General features: G+C 66.6%; 13 protein-coding genes, 2 rRNA genes and 1 riboswitch. Of the genes, 1 reads left to right on the forward strand and 14 read right to left on the reverse strand.

The window, feature by feature from the left end; genetic code table 11:
- Nucleotides 1-30: 30 nt before the first annotated feature.
- Nucleotides 31-2916 (reverse strand): aminomethyl-transferring glycine dehydrogenase, encoded by a 2886-nt coding sequence (gene gcvP, locus ACPT94_RS18415; RefSeq protein WP_360342108.1) that lies wholly within the window; start codon nucleotides 2914-2916, stop codon nucleotides 31-33.
- A 175-nt stretch (nucleotides 2917-3091) separates the two neighbouring features.
- Nucleotides 3092-3188, reverse strand: a riboswitch (glycine riboswitch).
- Between the two features lie 114 nt (nucleotides 3189-3302).
- On the opposite strand from gcvP, the gene ACPT94_RS18420 reads away from it, so the two are divergent.
- Nucleotides 3303-3674 carry a PRC-barrel domain-containing protein gene (locus tag ACPT94_RS18420; protein ID WP_360342105.1) on the forward strand — a complete coding sequence of 124 codons (372 nt, stop codon included), beginning with the start codon at nucleotides 3303-3305 and terminating at the stop codon, nucleotides 3672-3674.
- 6 nt (nucleotides 3675-3680) lie between these two features.
- On the opposite strand, the gene ACPT94_RS18425 is transcribed toward ACPT94_RS18420, so the two are convergent.
- From ACPT94_RS18425 to ACPT94_RS18485, 13 genes are all read right to left on the reverse strand, one after another.
- Entirely contained in the window at nucleotides 3681-4142 is a 462-nt protein-coding gene (locus ACPT94_RS18425) for a nucleotidyltransferase domain-containing protein (RefSeq protein ID WP_425246300.1), read from the reverse strand.
- A 51-nt stretch (nucleotides 4143-4193) separates the two neighbouring features.
- The gene (locus ACPT94_RS18430; protein ID WP_425246301.1) at nucleotides 4194-5633 is read right to left on the reverse strand and encodes a DNA polymerase IV; all 1440 of its coding nucleotides are present in this window, start codon (nucleotides 5631-5633) and stop codon (nucleotides 4194-4196) included.
- Between the two features lie 69 nt (nucleotides 5634-5702).
- On the reverse strand, nucleotides 5703-6347 hold the full coding sequence (locus tag ACPT94_RS18435; RefSeq protein ID WP_360342096.1) for a MerR family transcriptional regulator: 645 nt from the start codon (nucleotides 6345-6347) through the stop codon (nucleotides 5703-5705).
- A gap of 247 nt (nucleotides 6348-6594) precedes the next feature.
- Nucleotides 6595-7068, reverse strand: coding sequence for a bifunctional nuclease family protein (locus ACPT94_RS18440; RefSeq protein WP_004934251.1), 474 nt, complete (start codon nucleotides 7066-7068; stop codon nucleotides 6595-6597).
- 84 nt (nucleotides 7069-7152) lie between these two features.
- Nucleotides 7153-7890, reverse strand: a complete 738-nt coding sequence (gene ftsR / locus ACPT94_RS18445; RefSeq protein ID WP_425246302.1) for a transcriptional regulator FtsR — start codon at nucleotides 7888-7890, stop codon at nucleotides 7153-7155.
- A 43-nt stretch (nucleotides 7891-7933) separates the two neighbouring features.
- Nucleotides 7934-8818, reverse strand: coding sequence for an FHA domain-containing protein (locus tag ACPT94_RS18450; RefSeq protein WP_360342447.1), 885 nt, complete (start codon nucleotides 8816-8818; stop codon nucleotides 7934-7936).
- A gap of 82 nt (nucleotides 8819-8900) precedes the next feature.
- Entirely contained in the window at nucleotides 8901-9749 is an 849-nt protein-coding gene (locus tag ACPT94_RS18455; protein ID WP_360342090.1) for a DUF881 domain-containing protein, read from the reverse strand.
- A gap of 5 nt (nucleotides 9750-9754) precedes the next feature.
- Nucleotides 9755-10087, reverse strand: coding sequence for a small basic family protein (locus ACPT94_RS18460; protein WP_003988855.1), 333 nt, complete (start codon nucleotides 10085-10087; stop codon nucleotides 9755-9757).
- Complete coding sequence (locus tag ACPT94_RS18465) at nucleotides 10084-10920, reverse strand: DUF881 domain-containing protein (protein ID WP_425246309.1); 837 nt, start codon at nucleotides 10918-10920, stop codon at nucleotides 10084-10086. The genes ACPT94_RS18460 and ACPT94_RS18465 overlap by 4 nt, the downstream gene beginning before the upstream one ends.
- A 167-nt stretch (nucleotides 10921-11087) precedes the next feature.
- Entirely contained in the window at nucleotides 11088-13583 is a 2496-nt protein-coding gene (locus ACPT94_RS18470; RefSeq protein WP_360342087.1) for a sugar phosphate nucleotidyltransferase, read from the reverse strand.
- 114 nt (nucleotides 13584-13697) lie between these two features.
- A complete protein-coding gene (gene clsA, locus ACPT94_RS18475) occupies nucleotides 13698-14306 on the reverse strand; it encodes a cardiolipin synthase ClsA (protein WP_189944145.1) in 609 nt (202 codons plus the stop codon).
- A 109-nt stretch (nucleotides 14307-14415) separates the two neighbouring features.
- A 5S ribosomal RNA gene (gene rrf, locus ACPT94_RS18480) occupies nucleotides 14416-14532 on the reverse strand.
- An 86-nt stretch (nucleotides 14533-14618) separates the two neighbouring features.
- Nucleotides 14619-17739 (reverse strand): 23S ribosomal RNA (locus ACPT94_RS18485).
- Between the last annotated feature and the right edge of the window lie 105 nt (nucleotides 17740-17844).

The raw sequence follows: 17844 nt of genomic DNA on the forward strand, positions 1-17844 counted from the left end.
AACCGGACAGGAGCCCTCAGCCGCCCGGCGTCAGTCCTCGTACGCGTCCAGCGGCGGGCACGAGCAGACGAGGTTCCGGTCACCGAAGGCCTGGTCGATCCGGCGCACCGGCGGCCAGTACTTGTCGGCGGCGGACACCCCGGCCGGGAAGACCGCCTCCTCGCGCGTGTACGCGTGCTCCCACTTCTCCCCGAGCGCGGCCGCGGTGTGCGGGGCGTTGCGCAGCGGGTTGTCGTCGGCGGGCCACTCGCCGGCGCCCACCTTCTCGATCTCCGCGCGAATGGCGATCATCGCCTCGCAGAAGCGGTCCAGCTCGGTCAGGTCCTCCGACTCGGTCGGCTCGATCATCAGCGTCCCGGCCACCGGGAACGACATCGTCGGCGCGTGGAACCCGTAGTCGATGAGCCGCTTGGCGACGTCGTCGACACTCACGCCGGTCGCCTTGGTCAGCGGCCGCAGATCGATGATGCACTCGTGGGCGACCAGCCCGCCCGGGCCGGTGTAGAGCACCGGGTAGTGCGGTTCGAGCCGCTTGGCGATGTAGTTGGCCGACAGCACCGCCACCTGCGTGGCCCGCTTCAGCCCCTCACCGCCCATGAGCCGTACGTACGCCCACGAGATCGGCAGGATCCCCGCGGAGCCCCAGGGCGCTGCCGAGATGGGCCCGACGCCGGTCTCCGGCCCGGCGGCGGGCTGCAGCGGATGGTTCGGCAGATACGGCGCCAGGTGGGACCGTACGGCCACGGGGCCGACGCCCGGACCGCCGCCGCCGTGCGGGATGCAGAACGTCTTGTGCAGGTTGAGGTGCGAGACGTCACCGCCGAAGTGCCCCGGACTGGCGAGCCCGACGAGCGCGTTGAGGTTGGCGCCGTCGACGTACACCTGCCCGCCGGCCTCGTGCACCTGCGCGCAGATGTCGGCGACGTGCTCCTCGAACACCCCGTGCGTCGACGGATACGTGATCATGAGCACCGCAAGCTCGTCCCGGTGCTTCTCGATCTTCGCCCGCAGATCCTCGACGTCGATCTCACCGTCCCCGGCGGTGTTCACGACGACGACCTTCATCCCGGCCATCACGGCGCTGGCGGCGTTCGTCCCGTGCGCGGAGGACGGGATCAGGCACACGGTCCGCTGCTCGTCGCCGTTGGCGCGGTGGTAACCCCGTACGGCGAGCAGTCCGGCGAGCTCCCCCTGCGACCCGGCGTTCGGCTGCAGCGACACCTTGTCGTACCCGGTGACCTCGGCGAGCCGCTCCTCCAGCTCACGGATGAGCGTGAGGTATCCCTCGGCCTGGTCGGCTGGCGCGAAGGGGTGCAGCTGCCCGAACTCGGGCCAGGTGACCGGCTCCATCTCGGTGGTCGCGTTGAGCTTCATGGTGCAGGAGCCCAGCGGGATCATGCCACGGTCGAGCGCGTAGTCGCGGTCGGCCAGCTTGCGCAGGTACCGCAGCATCGCGGTCTCGGAGCGGTGCTGGTGGAAGACGGGGTGGGTGAGGATCTCGTCGGTGCGCAGCAGCCCGGCCGGCAGAGCGTCCTCGGTGACGGCGTCGAGGGCCTCGATGTCCCCCTCGACCCCGAAGGCACCCCAGACGGCACCCACCTGGGCCCGCCCGGTGGTCTCGTCACAGGCGATCGACACCTGGTCGGCGTCGACGAGGTGCAGGTTGACGCCGTTCTGCCGTGCGGCGGCGACGACCTCCGCTGCCTTCGCGGGCACGCGGACGGTCAGCGTGTCGAAGTAGGAACCGTGCACCACCTCGACACCACCGGCCGTCAGCCCCGCCGCCAGGATCGAGGCGTACCGATGGGTCCGCCGCGCGATCCCCCTGAGCCCCTCGGGCCCGTGGTAGACGGCGTACATCCCGGCCATCACGGCGAGCAGCACCTGCGCGGTACAGATGTTGCTGGTCGCCTTCTCCCGGCGAATGTGCTGCTCACGCGTCTGCAGCGCCAGCCGGTACGCCTTGTTCCCGTCCGCGTCGACGGAGACGCCCACGAGCCGCCCGGGCAGGCTGCGCGCGAACTTCTCATGGACGGCCATGTAACCGGCGTGCGGCCCGCCGAAGCCCATCGGCACACCGAACCGCTGCGTCGTCCCGACCGCGATGTCCGCCCCCAGCTCCCCGGGCGAGGTCAGCAGCGTCAGCGCGAGCAGATCGGCGGCGACCGTGACCAGTGCCCCCAGTTCGTGCGCCTGGTCGATGACCGGCTTGATGTCGCGTACGGCCCCGGAGGCACCCGGGTACTGGATCAGCACGCCATTGATCTCCCGCGCGGCGATCTCGGCCGGAATGCCCTCGCTGAGGTCGGCGACGACCACCTCGACCCCGGTCGGCTCGGCGCGGGTCTCGATCACGGCGATGGTCTGCGGCAACACGTCCGCGTCGACCAGGAACAGGCCCTTCTTGTTCTTGCCCATCCGCCGGGACAGCGCCATCGCCTCGGCGGCGGCCGTGCCCTCGTCGAGCAGCGAGGCGCCCGAGGTCGGCAGCCCGGTCAGGTCGGCCACCATCGTCTGGAAGTTCAGCAGCGCCTCGAGCCGTCCCTGCGAGATCTCCGGCTGGTACGGCGTGTAGGCCGTGTACCAGGCCGGGTTCTCCATCACGTTCCGGAGAATGACGGGCGGCGTGAAGGTGCCGTAGTACCCGAGCCCGATCATGGAGCCGAGGACCTGGTTGCGGTCGGCCAGGGACCGCAACTCGGCGAGCACCTCGGCCTCGGTGCGCGCACCCGGCAGGTCCAGCGCGGCAGCGTTCTTGATCACATCCGGCACGGCGGCGCTGGTGAGCTCGTCCAGCGAGCCGTACCCGACCTGCGCGAGCATCTTGGCCCGCGCCTCCGGGTCCGGCCCGATGTGGCGCTGCTCGAAGGGGATTCCCTGTTCGAGGTCGGAGAGCGGAATGCGGTGGGCGGTCATTGCGGAGGCCTCCTGGTCTGACGCGACCTTCGAGGGGCACCACGGCACGGGTACCCGGACGGCCTCCCCCTCTGTCATCTCAACCTGAGAGCTTCACCGGCCGCCCGAGGGAGCCCGGCTTTCACCGTCGGTGAGAGCGGAAGCCGTCGACGCCCGCCCTGCTTTCCAGAGTGACCTCGTCCGTGCGGTACGTGAGCCTGAGAGATTCCGGGGAGGATTTGCTCCTTCGGCGCCTCCGGATGATCTCCGGAGGACTCTCCCGCACGGGGTCAGCAGCCGATTGCCAGCGTACCAGCGAGGCCAACACCCGGTCCCTCGAGTGGCCATGCTCACCATTGTGCTCTTTTGTAGTGCTTACGAATGAGTTGCGACCACATGGAGGGCCCGTGCAGACCGACATCGATCCGCGCAACCTGATCGGCCGCAAGGCATTCGACCGCAACGGCATCAAGATCGGCACGATCGACGAGGTCTACCTCGACGACGCGACCGGAGTGCCGGAGTGGGCGGCCATACGGACCGGCCTGTTCTCCAGGGACGCCTTCGTCCCCCTGGAACCCAGCGAACTGGTCGACGGCACGCTGCACGTCCCCTTCGACCGCGCCCTGATCAAGGACGCCCCCGACTTCGGCGTGGGCCGCCACCTCTCCCCGGAGCAGGAACTCCAGCTCTACCACCACTACGGCCTCGACGTCGGCGCCCCTCCCCCGCTCCCGGACCACGACTTCGGCAGGATGGCCGGCACGGACGAGCCCTGAGCCCGGTCAGGAACAGGCCCGTATCAGCGTCGCGAGCACACCGGCGGGGTCATACAAAAGCCTCGCGCCGTCCATGACGACCCGGCGGGTGCCCGCGTCCAGAGGGTCCGTCCGAGCCCAGTCGGTCGGGCCGATGCCCACCTCGACCTCCAGGCCGGAGGCGGTGACATGCCGCCATTCGGTGACAGGCCCCCACCCCTGGACGCGCACCACCTCGCCCAGGGCGAGCTCGCGCACCCACTCTTCGTCCTCGGCGTACCGTGACGGCTGCGTCGTGAGCACCACGAGATCGACGTCGGAGTCCGGGCGCGCGGCCCCACGCGCATACGACCCGACGAGGAGCGCTCCGGCGACGTCACTTCGTTTCTCGGCCCAGCGGGTGACCCGCTCCACGACCTCCCGCACCTCGGTCTCCCGCTCCACGGACACCCCCACCGAGCTCGTGGACTGATTCCCTTGCAGTTCCATACCTCTCCCCCTTCAGCACAGGTGCCATCTCACCCGGCACCTTCACCATCCTCACTCTCTGTAACGAACCACGCTCAGGCGGTGTTCCCGGGACCCGCCGGGCAATCTCGCACGCTCACCCGCCGCCTGAGCGGCGGCGCTTCCCGCGCCTTCCTCCGGTCTTCGCCGCACCAACGGCAACGGATCCGCAGGCTCGAGATCCGGGTCGTCGATCCGGAACGTCCGCACGCGGCCCACCTCCGACTCCGGCGTCTCGAACCGCACGGTGACCCGCCCCAGACCACTGCCCTGCACCCACCCGTGCCCCAGCTCGGCATGCCGCACATCGTGCCCAGGACGCCACTGGTGCTCGGCCGGCCCCGCCTCCTCCCGCGCGGGCTCCTCCGGCACCTCCTCCTCGGGCCCGTCCCCCCGCTCCTCGGCCGCCTGCGCGAACAGGTCCTCCTGCGTGAAGTCGGCCAGACCGCTGACCCCGACACCGAGCAGCCGCACCCCGCCCGTGGTGTCCACGGAGTCCAACAGCCGCGCCGCCGCCTCCCGCACCACCGCCGGATCGTCCGTCGGCCCGCGCAGGGTCTCGGACCGGGTGAGGGTGGAGAAGTCGTACCGACGCACCTTCAGCACGATGGTCCGCCCCGACAGACCGGCTCCTCGCAGCCTGCGCACACACCGGTCCGCCAGCCGCTGGACCTCCAGCCCCACCCGCACCCGGTCGTGGATGTCCACGTCGTACGTGTCCTCGACCGAGACGGACTTGGTCTCCCGCTCGGCCACCACGGGCCGCTCGTCGCGCGCCAGCGCCATGGCGTACAGCGCGTGCCCATGCGCCTTGCCCAGCAGCCGGACCAGCTCGTCCTCACCCGCCTCGGCGAGTTCGTCGACCGTGGTGATCCCCGCTCGCCTCAGGTGGTCCCCCGTCGCCGGTCCGACCCCTGGCAGCGTCCGCACCGACATCGGCCCGAGCAGGGCCCGCTCGGTGCCCGGCTCGATCAGCACCAGGCCGTCGGGCTTGGCCTGCTCCGAGGCGATCTTCGCGAGCATCTTGGAGGCGGCCAGCCCCACCGACCCCGTGAGCCCCGTGACGGCCCGGATGTCCGCACGCAACCGCGTCCCGGCCAGCCGTGCCGAATCACTGTCCCAGGCCGCCTCCCCGGCCTCCAGATCCACGAACGCCTCGTCCAGGCTCAGCGGCTCGACCAACGGCGACAGCGCCCGCAGCAGCCCCATCACCTGGTCGCTGATCGACCGGTAGAACCCGAAGCGAGGACTGAGGTAGGCGGCGTTCGGAGCCAGCCGACGTGCCTGGGCCGTCGGCATCGCCGAGTGCACCCCGAAGACCCGTGCCTCGTAGGAGGCGGTCGCCACCACTCCGCGCGGCCCGAGACCGCCCACGACCACGGCCTTCCCGCGCAGACTCGGCTTGGAGGCCTGCTCCGCCTGCGCGAAGAAGGCATCCATGTCGAGGTGCAGGATCGTGGGCGCGTTTCTCACACCTCCGATGCTGCACCACGGCACTGACAACGACGCCGGACAGCCCGTCCAAGAGGCTCGCGGGGGACCTCAGACCGCTCTGTTGCGCCGCCGCGCCAGCTCGTCCGCCGGGTTGGGCCCGACGAGCGTCTCACCGGTGTCGACGCGCTCTCCGTGCAGCTGCGACAGCGCGCTCTCGACGTCCCGCCACACCACGCCCACGGCGATGCCGAAGATGCCCTGGCCGCCTTGGAGCAGCGCGTGGACCTCGTCCGGCGAGGTGCACTCGTAGACCGTGGCCCCGTCGCTCATCAGCGTCATGCGCTCCAGATCGCGAAAGCCGCGCTCGCGCAGGTGCTGTACGGCGGTGCGGATGTTCTGCAGCGACACGCCGGTGTCGAGGAACCGCTTGACGATCTTCAGGACGACGACGTCCCGGAAGCTGTACAGACGCTGGGTGCCGGACCCGTAGGCGGGCCGCACGCTCGGCTCGACGAGCCCGGTGCGCGCCCAGTAGTCCAGTTGCCGATAGGTGATGCCCGCGGCCGCACAGGCCGTCGGACCGCGATAGCCGATCTGCTCGGACGCCATGGACGTCGCCCCTCCGCTGCTCGGCACGGCCGCCGGTCGCTGCGGAGCGTGATCGGCCGCGCTGCCGTGAAGCGGGTACGGACCGCTCCCCCCGACACCGAGTCCGGGGGCACCCCCAGCCGTACCGCCGCCGCTGCTTCTCACGCCGACCTCCGTCCTTGACCTGCCTTCTCGACGGTAGGCAGTCACCAGGGGTGCGTCAACGATCGCCACACTCGCCACGCCGAGTGATAATCACCCTAGGAGTGGTTTCCCGCACCCCACCGCGGGGAAAGGCTAGCCGAATGCGCTGAGCGGAAGCCGTAGGACGCTCTCACCCGCCGCCGGCAAGTGCCGGAAACGGGGCGTCCCGACCAAGCGGTCCACCCCGTCTCATCTGCGCTCATACCGGCTACTGGTTGCTGGTGCCGAAGTCCTCCGGCGAGATCTGGTCGAGGAACTCGCGGAACTTCTCCACCTCGTCCTCCTGCTCGTCCGGGATGGCGATGCCCGCGTCGTCGAGCACCGTGTCACTGCCGTAGATCGGCGTTCCGGTGCGCAGCGCCAGCGCTATGGCGTCGGACGGCCGGGCACTCACCTCGACGCCGCTGGCGAAGACCAGCTCGGCATAGAACACGCCCTCACGCAGGTCCGTGATGCGCACCTCGGTGAGCTCCTGACCGACGGCCTCCAGCACGTCCTTGAACAGGTCGTGTGTCAGCGGCCGCGCGGGAGCCATGCCCTGCTGGGCGAAGGCAATGGCCGTCGCCTCCCCCGGTCCGATCCAGATGGGGAGGTAACGGTCGCCTCCCACTTCACGCAGCAGCACGATCGGTTGGTTGGAGGGCATCTCGACCCGGACACCTACGACATCGAGCTCGTTCACACAGCAACCCTAGGCCGTGCTCGGGATGTTTGGGTAGTCGGGCCGGGAACGGGTGACCGATCCGGCCGCCCGACGCCGCCTTCCTCAGGGCAGCCGCACGCCCAGCGCGATCTGCACGAGCGCCGCGTGCAACCTGACCGTGAGCCCCGCCAGCTCCTTCGTACGAGCCTCCGCATGGGCCCTGGTCTGCGGATTGCGGTGTCGCTTGAGCGGGGCCACCACCTGGTCCACGAGCCCTGCCTCGCGGTCGGCGGCGGCCTTCATCACCCGCAGATGCCGGGGCTCGATCCCGAACCGCCCCAGCTCGGCGATGAGCGAGGCCACCGTGGCCGCCTCCGCGTCGTAGACCCCGTCGCCCAACGGCACGAGAAGGCCGTACGACTCCCACTCCTCGAGCTCGCGCTCGTCGATCCCGGCCGCCGCCAATAGCTCGGTCCGCCCGATGCGGGCCACGGTGGGCGCGTCGGACGGTTCCTGGACGGCCTCCCCGTCCCGCTGCCGCCCCAGTGTCGGCAGCGGCAGAGCCTCGCCGCGCTCCATCGCGTCCAGGTGTTCCCGGATCACCTTGAGCGGCAGATAGTGGTCCCGCTGCATCCTCAGCACATGGCCGAGACGCTCGACGTCCTCGGTGCTGAACTTGCGATACCCCGACGGGGTCCGCTCCGGCTCGACGAGCCCCTCCGACTCCAGGAAACGGATCTTGGAGATGGTGACTTCGGGGAACTCGTCACGCAGCACGTTCAGCACCGCGCCGATGCTCATCGGACCACCGTCCGCAGCGGCGGTGCCGTGTCCGGCACCGCCCCTCGGCGTTCGAAGCATGGGCCTTCCCTGGGGGTGCCCCCGGACCGAGCCCGGGGGAGGGTCAGTAGCCTCGCTGGCTCGCGTAGAAGACCAGCCGGTACTTGCCGATCTGCACCTCGTCACCGTTCGACAGAGGGACCTCGTCGATCCGCTCGCGATTGACATACGTGCCGTTCAGACTGCCGACGTCGGCCACCGTGAACGAACCGTCCTGGCGGCGCCGGAACTCCACATGACGGCGCGAGACCGTCACGTCGTCCAGGAAGATGTCGCTCTGCGGGTGACGCCCGGCCGTGGTCAGGTCGCCGTCCAGCAGGAAACGGCTGCCCGAGTTGGGCCCGCGACGCACGACCAGCAACGCGGAGCCCAGCGGCAGCGCGTCCACCGCGGCCTGCGCCTCGGGAGAGAGCGCCGGCAGCTGCGTCTGGCCGGTGGTCTCGGAGTCGTACGCCTCGAGACCCGAGATGGAGATGGTGGAGGTCGTCTCCGACGCACGCTCGGGCGTCAGGCCGGGCCTCAGTGGCGCGCCGCAGTTGGAGCAGAAGCGGCTGTTCTCCGCGTTGCGGTTACCGCACCTCGTACACACCAGGGCCGACATAGGGGAAAACCCTCCACCCGTACTTGAGGTTGACGGTTGCCCGAAACCTATGTCGCCGGACTGGGCAGGGTCAACCGACGCCCCGCCCTGGCCACCGGAAATGTCACCACCCGGACCAGGTACCTGGTCCCGGAACAGCGGCCGCTGACCTTCCGCGTCAGGCTGTGCGCGATGACGGGCGGTCGCGTTGTCGCTGCCCTCTCGCGCGCTCTTGCCGAACAACTTCGCAAACAACTTCACGGGCGATTCCCCTTGACCGAAACAGACCCGCCCGTGGGGCAGGACGAACCCTGACTGATTACACCGGCCGACCCGGACACCTGCACAACGTCCGTATCCACCAGACAGTTTCCACCACGCACCACCCGATCGGTGCGCCGACCCCCCGCAGCCTCATGCCCCTGCCGGAAGGCCCCCATGCACCCCCGGTTCACTGGGAGGACGACCGAGCGTAGTCAGGCTGCTCCGCCGCTCGCAAGGCGTCCACGACGATCTTGGTCGATCGCTCGACGGTCACGGTGGCCTGCTCCTTCTCGAGAGTCTGCACCACGCCTCCAGGGATGTTGAGCGCCGGTTCGAGGTCCTGCGGCTTGCCGATGACCTTGAAACGATAGGGCGCGTTGATCTTGTTCCCGTCGACGCTCACGCTCTCGCCGGAATCCGTCAGATACGTGCCGGCGACGACCCGTACACCGTTCACCTGGATCGCCTCCGCCCCCGCCGCGCGCAGCTCCTGGATCGCGTCGAGCAGCATGTCCGCCTCGACCGTCCCCTTCGTGTCCTCGATGGTCATGGTGATGCCGGGCCCTTGAGCAGCCACCGTGCCCGCCAGAATGCCGAGTTGCTTCTCCTTCTCGACCGTCTGCTTGCGGGCCTCCTCGGCCTGGTCGGAACTGTTCTCCAACTCCTGCCGCTGCTTCTCGAGCCCTTGCTTCTCGTCCTCAAGACGCTGACTGCGGTCATCCAGTTCATCGAGGATGCGCACGAGATCTTCCTGACGCGCGCCGCGCAGGGCATTGCTGCCGTCGCTGTTGGAGGCCACCTGGACGGCCAGGCCGAAGCCCAGGCCGAACAGCAGCAGGGCGACGATCAGTTGGGCCCGGGTGACGCGCGGCGGCCACAGCCCCTTCACGAGCCGCTGCCGCCCGGTCAGTGCGGGCTCGGTGGCCTCCTCGGAGGCATCCGCCTGCGGGGCCGCCGCAGGAACCTCCGCGGGCAACTCCCTGCGCAGCCTCGTCGTCGGTGTCTCCTCGGACTGCGTCTCTTCCTGGTTGCTCATCGGCCTCACGCCCGGAACACGTGCCGGCGGATCGCCGCGGCGTTGGAGAAGATCCGGATGCCGAGCACGACCACGACACCAGTGGACAACTGAGCACCCACGCCCAACTTGTCGCCCAGGAACACGATCAGGGCGGCGACGACCACGTTCGACAGGAACGACACCACGAAGACCTTGTCGTCGAAAATGCCGTCGAGCATGGCCCGCAGACCTCCGAAGACGGCGTCGAGCGCCGCCACGACGGCGATCGGCAGATAAGGCTCGACGACCGCCGGAACCTCAGGCCGAACCAACAGGCCGGCCACGACTCCCACGACGAGGCCCAGTACGGCGATCACGATGTGCCCTTCTCAGTTCTCGGCTGTGCTGTACGTACGATCACACTCGGTGCGGCGGGCAACCGGACGTCGTCCTCCACGGAAATGGCGGTCCGGATGCCGAAGTTCTCCTGCAAGGCGTGCAGATACAGCCCGTCCGCGCTGTCCTGGAACCGGGTGCTGAGCTTCTTCCCGTCCCCCACCGCCAGCACCGTGTACGGCGGCACCACCGGCTTGTTGTCGACCAGTATCGCGTCGCCCGCGGCCCTGATCGCGGACAGCGCCGTCAGCCGCTGTCCGTTGATGGAGACGGCCTCGGCGCCCGAGGCCCACAGCCCGTTGACCACGCGCTGCAGATCACGGTCGCGCACCCGCCCGGTGTCGGAGAACCCCGAGGTCTCGCGCGGGTCACCGTCGCCACCCGTGGAGGCTTCCTTGGCGTCATCCACGACGAGCTTGATCCCGGTGCCGTGCACCTCGACGGCACCCGCCAGAACGCCCACCAGCTCCGCCTGCTCGCCGCCCCCGCTCTCCCTGAGCGCTTCCCGCTGCCGCGCGCTCACGTCGTCGCGCAGCTTGTCGACCGTGCTCTCCAGCTTGTCCGCTGCCTCGGTCTCGCGGTCGATGCGGTCGATCAGATCCTCGCGCTCCTTGGCGACGGCCGGCGCGGCGATCCGCGCCTGCGCCGCCCCGACGGTGACCACGAGGGCCGCGAGCACCAGCCCTGCGGCGAGGCCGAGCTTCGCCCGCAGCGTCCTGGGCATGCCACCGGCGCCCTCGGCCTGCTTCCGGGCGGCGGCCTCGGCGTAGCCGTCGTCGAGGCTGTGGTCCATGACGTTGGTGAGCAGCGACATGGACGCGTCCGGGCGCGACGCGCGCGCGGGTGTGCTCCGAACGGGGGGCTGCTGCGGCATGCCGCACATCGTCGCACGTCGCGCCCAGTACCTCCGAACGGCCCCACCGGCGTGCCGGACAGGCCCCCTGGGGGACACCTGTCCGGCACGCGCGCGTGGTACGCGTTTCAGCGTCCGGCGCTGTCCACGACCGCCGACCACTCGTCCAAGAGTGCCTGCGCGGAGGCGTCGTCCGGCCCCTCTGCCCACAGGTGCGTGACCGCCTCGGCCGGGTCGGGCAGCACCATCACCCAGCGCCCGTCCGTCTCCACCACACGGACGCCGTCGGTGGTGTCCACGAAGCGGTCTCCGGCCGCCTCGACGACCCGTCGCATCACGAGCCCCTTGACCGCCCACGGGGTCGCCAGATCCCGCCTCAGGACGTGCGCCCGAGGAATCCGCGCGTCGATCTGGCTCAACGTGAGCTGCGTCCGGGCCACGAGCCCGATCAGCCGCACAAAGGCCGCCGTACCGTCGAAGACACTGCTGAACTCCGGGACGATGAAGCCGCCCTTGCCGTCTCCGCCGAAGATGGTCGACTCGTCCCGCCCGACCCGGGTCAGGTCGTCCGGCGAGGTCGTCGTCCACTCGACCTGCGTCCCGTGATAGGCCGCCACCTGCTCCGCGATCCTCGTAGTGGTCACCGGCAGGGCCACCCGCCCGCTGCGCCGCTCGGCGGCCACCAGGTCGAGGAGCACGAGCAGCGCCCGATCGTCCTCGATGATCCGGCCCTTCTCGTCCACCAGGGACAGCCGCTCACCCACGGGGTCGAACCGGACCCCGAAGGCGGCCCTCGAGGAGGCCACGATCTCCCCGAGCCGCACCAGTCCCGAGCGCCGCTGGTCACCGGTCTCCGTCGGCCTGGCCTCGTTCAGACCGGGATTGATGGTCAACGAGTCCACCCCGAGCTTCCCGAGCAGACTCGGCAGCACAAGCCCGGCACTGCCGTTCGAGGCGTCGACCACGACCTTCAGCCCCGACTCGGAGATCCCGGTCGTGTCCACGTTCCGCAGCAGCGACCCGGTGTACGAGTCGAAGACGCTGGCCGGAAAATGCAGGTCCCCGATCTCTCCCGGGAACGCCCGCCGGTACTCCTGCCGCGCGAACACCCGGTCCAGCTTCCGCTGACTACCCTGCGAGAGATCGGCGCCCTGCCCGTCGAAGAACATGATGTCCACGGAATCCGGCACCCCGGGCGAGGTCCGGATCATGATCCCGCCGGCACTCCCCCGAGCAGTCTGCTGCCGCGCCACCGGCAGCGGCACGTTCTCCAGGTCCCGTACGTCGATGGCGCTGGCCTGCAGCGCGGAGATGACCGCCCGCTTGAGCGCCCGGGCACCACGCGAGTGGTCGCGGGCGGTGGTGACGGTGGAGCCCTTCTTCAGCGTCGTCGCGTAGGCGCCGGCGAGACGCACGGCCAACTCGGGTGTGATCTCGACGTTCAGGATTCCCGACACCCCACGGGCGCCGAAGAGATGCGCCTGTCCCCGCGATTCCCAGATCACCGACGTGTTGACGAACGCACCGGCTTCGATGGTCTTGAACGGATAGACCCGCACATTACCCTGCACGATCGATTCTTCACCGATCAGGCATTCATCACCGATGACGGCCCCGTCCTCGATCCTGGCCGCCCGCATGATGTCGGTGTTCTTTCCGACCACACACCCACGTAGATTGCTGTGCTGCCCGACATACACGTTGTCGTGCACGACGGCCTTGTGCAGGAAGGCTCCGCTCTTCACGACGACGTTGGATCCGACGACGGTATGCTCCCGGATTTCAGCGCCGGCCTCGACCTTCGCGTAGTCCCCGATGTAGAGCGGCCCTCGCAGAACGGCATCGGGATGCACCTCGGCGCCCTCGGCCACCCACACACCCGGCGAGATCTCGAAGCCGTCGAGCTCGACGTCGACCTTGCCTTCCAGCACGTCGGCCTGGGCCTTCACGTAGCTCTCGTGCGTGCCGACGTCCTCCCAGTAGCCCTCCGCGACATAGCCGTAGATCGGCTTGCCTTCCTTCATCAACTGCGGGAAGACATCGCCGGACCAGTCCACTGGGACATCGGCCTCGACATACTCGAAGACTTCGGGCTCCATCACGTAGATGCCCGTGTTCACGGTGTCCGAGAAGACCTGCCCCCAGGTCGGCTTCTCCAGGAAACGCTCGACCTTGCCCTCTTCGTCGACGATCGTGATGCCGAATTCCAGGGGATTGGGCACCCGCGTCAGGCAGACCGTGACGAGAGCGCCCTTTTCCTTGTGGAAGTTGATCAGCTCGGTGAGGTCGAAGTCGGTCAAGGCATCGCCGGAGATCACGAGGAAGGCGTCGTCCTTCAACGCCTCCTCTGCGTTCTTGACGCTTCCGGCGGTACCGAGTGGCTTCTCCTCGTTGGCATAGCTGAGCTCCATTCCGAGCTCTTCACCGTCACCGAAGTAGTTCTTGACCAATGACGCCAGGAACTGCACAGTGACGACGGTCTCGTTGAGCCCATGCCTTTTGAGCAGCCTCAGAACGTGCTCCATGATCGGCCGGTTGGCCACCGGCAGGAGCGGCTTGGGCATGCTCGAGGTCATAGGACGAAGGCGCGTGCCTTCGCCTCCGGCCATCACGACGGCCTTCATGTCGGAAGCGTCCTCCTTGAAGAGACGACGGTCTAGCCGACTTCACCCGTCCAGATTGTCCCGCACTTTTCCGCCGCGGGCCATCGAGCCACTGGTAGCTGAGAATCGGCGAGCTCAGTCGGCCATGGCGTCCGCACGGACCAGGCGGCGGACTTGTACCACGTAGAGGACTCCTGCCCACCAATAGAGCGTTGTACCCCAACCTGCGAACGCCCATCCGAAAATAGCAGCGAGTGACGCCAGCCATCCACTTCCGTCACTGAGCAGCAGAAGCGGGAAGGCGTACATCAGGTTGAAGGTGGCGGCCTTCCCGAGGAAGTTCACCTGGGGCGGCGGATAGCCGTGCCGTCTGAGGATCCCCACCATCACCAGCAGAACCAGTTCTCGCGCGAGAAGTACAGCCGTCAACCAGACAGGGAGAATCTCCCGCCAGGTGAGCCCCACCAAAGTCGAGAGAATGTAGAGCCGGTCGGCAGCTGGGTCGAGGAGCCTGCCGAGGCTGCTGATCTGGTTCCAGCGTCGCGCGAGCTTGCCGTCCAGGTAGTCACTGATCCCGCTCAGGGCCAGCACCAGGAGAGCCCAGCCGTCACTCTGCGGGCCTCCGAACTCAGGCCTGAGAATCAGCCACAGGAACAGGGGCACGCCGACGAGACGCGCCATGCTGAGGATGTTCGGGATGGTGAGGACCCGGTCCGTCTGAACACGGGTCTCCTGGACCTCCACCCGGGGGCCTCCAGTAGGAAACGAGCCAACGATGCTCCCTGACCTTACCTCAACGCAAAAAAGCTCTGACTCTTGGGCTGTGTGCCCAAGAGCCAGAGCTCTAAAGGGAGTTCGGCGGCGTCCTACTCTCCCACAGGGTCCCCCCTGCAGTACCATCGGCGCTGTAAGGCTTAGCTTCCGGGTTCGGAATGTAACCGGGCGTTTCCCTCACGCTATAACCACCGAAACACTATGAAACTGTGAACGCCGCGCCACGTGTGGCACGTGGGGCTGTTCGTGGTTTCAGAACCAACACAGTGGACGCGAGCAACTGAGGACAAGCCCTCGGCCTATTAGTACCGGTCACCTCCACACGTTACCGTGCTTCCAGATCCGGCCTATCAACCCAGTCGTCTACTGGGAGCCTTACCCCATCAAGTGGGTGGGAGTCCTCATCTCGAAGCAGGCTTCCCGCTTAGATGCTTTCAGCGGTTATCCCTCCCGAACGTAGCCAACCAGCCATGCCCTTGGCAGAACAACTGGCACACCAGAGGTTCGTCCGTCCCGGTCCTCTCGTACTAGGGACAGCCCTTCTCAAGACTCCTACGCGCACAGCGGATAGGGACCGAACTGTCTCACGACGTTCTAAACCCAGCTCGCGTACCGCTTTAATGGGCGAACAGCCCAACCCTTGGGACCGACTCCAGCCCCAGGATGCGACGAGCCGACATCGAGGTGCCAAACCATCCCGTCGATATGGACTCTTGGGGAAGATCAGCCTGTTATCCCCGGGGTACCTTTTATCCGTTGAGCGACGGCGCTTCCACAAGCCACCGCCGGATCACTAGTCCCGACTTTCGTCCCTGCTCGACCCGTCGGTCTCACAGTCAAGCTCCCTTGTGCACTTACACTCAACACCTGATTGCCAACCAGGCTGAGGGAACCTTTGGGCGCCTCCGTTACCCTTTAGGAGGCAACCGCCCCAGTTAAACTACCCATCAGACACTGTCCCTGATCCGGATCACGGACCCAGGTTAGACATCCAGCACGACCAGACTGGTATTTCAACGACGACTCCACCCCAACTGGCGTTGGGACTTCACAGTCTCCCAGCTATCCTACACAAGCCGAACCGAACACCAATATCAAACTGTAGTAAAGGTCCCGGGGTCTTTCCGTCCTGCTGCGCGAAACGAGCATCTTTACTCGTAGTGCAATTTCACCGGGCCTATGGTTGAGACAGTCGAGAAGTCGTTACGCCATTCGTGCAGGTCGGAACTTACCCGACAAGGAATTTCGCTACCTTAGGATGGTTATAGTTACCACCGCCGTTTACTGGCGCTTAAGTTCTCAGCTTCGCCGAGACGAATCTCGACTAACCGGTCCCCTTAACGTTCCAGCACCGGGCAGGCGTCAGTCCGTATACATCGCCTTACGGCTTCGCACGGACCTGTGTTTTTAGTAAACAGTCGCTTCTCGCTGGTCTCTGCGGCCACCCCCAGCTCAGGACGTAAAGCCCATCACCAGGTGTGGCCCCCCTTCTCCCGAAGTTACGGGGGCATTTTGCCGAGTTCCTTAACCATAGTTCACCCGAACGCCTCGGTATTCTCTACCTGACCACCTGAGTCGGTTTAGGGTACGGGCCGCCATGAAACTCGCTAGAGGCTTTTCTCGACAGCATAGGATCATCCACTTCACCACAATCGGCTCGGCATCAGGTCTCAGCCTTATGTGCGACGGATTTACCTATCGCACGGCCTACACCCTTACCCCGGGACAACCACCGCCCGGGATGGACTACCTTCCTGCGTCACCCCATCACTCACCTACTGCAAGTCTGGTCCGTCGGCTCCACCACTTCCCTTTGCCCGAAGGCTCCGGGACGGCTTCACGGACTTAGCATCGCCTGGTTCGATGTTTGACGCTTCACAGCGGGTACCGGAATATCAACCGGTTATCCATCGACTACGCCTGTCGGCCTCGCCTTAGGTCCCGACTTACCCTGGGCAGATCAGCTTGACCCAGGAACCCTTAGTCAATCGGCGCACACGTTTCTCACGTGTGAATCGCTACTCATGCCTGCATTCTCACTCGTCAACCGTCCACAACTACCTTCCGGTGCTGCTTCACCCGGCAGACGACGCTCCCCTACCCATCACGATCCCCGTTGGGGGTATATATCGCAATGACACGACTTCGGCGGTACGCTTGAGCCCCGCTACATTGTCGGCGCGGAATCACTAGACCAGTGAGCTATTACGCACTCTTTCAAGGGTGGCTGCTTCTAAGCCAACCTCCTGGTTGTCTGTGCGACTCCACATCCTTTCCCACTTAGCGTACGCTTAGGGGCCTTAGTCGATGCTCTGGGCTGTTTCCCTCTCGACCATGGAGCTTATCCCCCACAGTCTCACTGCCGCGCTCTCACTTACCGGCATTCGGAGTTTGGCTAAGGTCAGTAACCCGGTAGGGCCCATCGCCTATCCAGTGCTCTACCTCCGGCAAGAAACACACGACGCTGCACCTAAATGCATTTCGGGGAGAACCAGCTATCACGGAGTTTGATTGGCCTTTCACCCCTAACCACAGGTCATCCCCCAGGTTTTCAACCCTGGTGGGTTCGGTCCTCCACGAAGTCTTACCTCCGCTTCAACCTGCCCATGGCTAGATCACTCCGCTTCGGGTCTTGAGCGTGCTACTGAAACGCCCTCTTCGGACTCGCTTTCGCTACGGCTACCCCACCCGGGTTAACCTCGCAACACACCGCAAACTCGCAGGCTCATTCTTCAAAAGGCACGCAGTCACGAGAACAAGGCAAGCCTTGTTCCGACGCTCCCACGGCTTGTAGGCACACGGTTTCAGGTACTATTTCACTCCCCTCCCGGGGTACTTTTCACCATTCCCTCACGGTACTATCCGCTATCGGTCACCAGGGAATATTTAGGCTTAGCGGGTGGTCCCGCCAGATTCACACGGGATTTCTCGGGCCCCGTGCTACTTGGGTGTCTCTCAAACGAGCCGCTGACGTTTCGACTACGGGGGTCTTACCCTCTACGCCGGACCTTTCGCATGTCCTTCGCCTACATCAACGGTTTCTGACTCGTCCTGCCGCCGGCAGACGACAGAAGAGAGATCCCACAACCCCGCATGCGCAACCCCTGCCGGGTCTCACACGCATACGGTTTGGCCTCATCCAGTTTCGCTCGCCACTACTCCCGGAATCACGGTTGTTTTCTCTTCCTGCGGGTACTGAGATGTTTCACTTCCCCGCGTTCCCTCCACACTGCCTATGTGTTCAGCAGTGGGTGACAGCCCATGACGACTGCCGGGTTTCCCCATTCGGAAACCCCCGGATCAAAGCCTGGTTGACGACTCCCCGGGGACTATCGCGGCCTCCCACGTCCTTCATCGGTTCCTGGTGCCAAGGCATCCACCGTGCGCCCTTAAAAACTTGGCCACAGATGCTCGCGTCCACTGTGCAGTTCTCAAACAACGACCAGCCACCCATCACCCCCAACCGAAGCTGGAGTTCACTGGGGCCGGCATCCGAAGACAGACCGTT

Source organism: Streptomyces aurantiaciflavus, from assembly GCF_049808595.1.
Taxonomy (GTDB): domain Bacteria; phylum Actinomycetota; class Actinomycetes; order Streptomycetales; family Streptomycetaceae; genus Streptomyces.

Bases quoted from the DNA above. Each gene is read 5' to 3' on its own strand.
- ACPT94_RS18465 (WP_425246309.1), bottom strand. From the start codon at position 10,920: ATGTCGCTGCTCACCAACGTCATGGACCACAGCCTCGACGACGGCTAC.
- ACPT94_RS18425 (WP_425246300.1), bottom strand. From the start codon at position 4,142: ATGGAACTGCAAGGGAATCAGTCCACGAGCTCGGTGGGGGTGTCCGTG.
- gcvP (WP_360342108.1), bottom strand. From the start codon at position 2,916: ATGACCGCCCACCGCATTCCGCTCTCCGACCTCGAACAGGGAATCCCC.
- ACPT94_RS18470 (WP_360342087.1), bottom strand. From the start codon at position 13,583: ATGAAGGCCGTCGTGATGGCCGGAGGCGAAGGCACGCGCCTTCGTCCT.
- ACPT94_RS18455 (WP_360342090.1), bottom strand. From the start codon at position 9,749: ATGAGCAACCAGGAAGAGACGCAGTCCGAGGAGACACCGACGACGAGG.
- ftsR (WP_425246302.1), bottom strand. From the start codon at position 7,890: ATGCTTCGAACGCCGAGGGGCGGTGCCGGACACGGCACCGCCGCTGCG.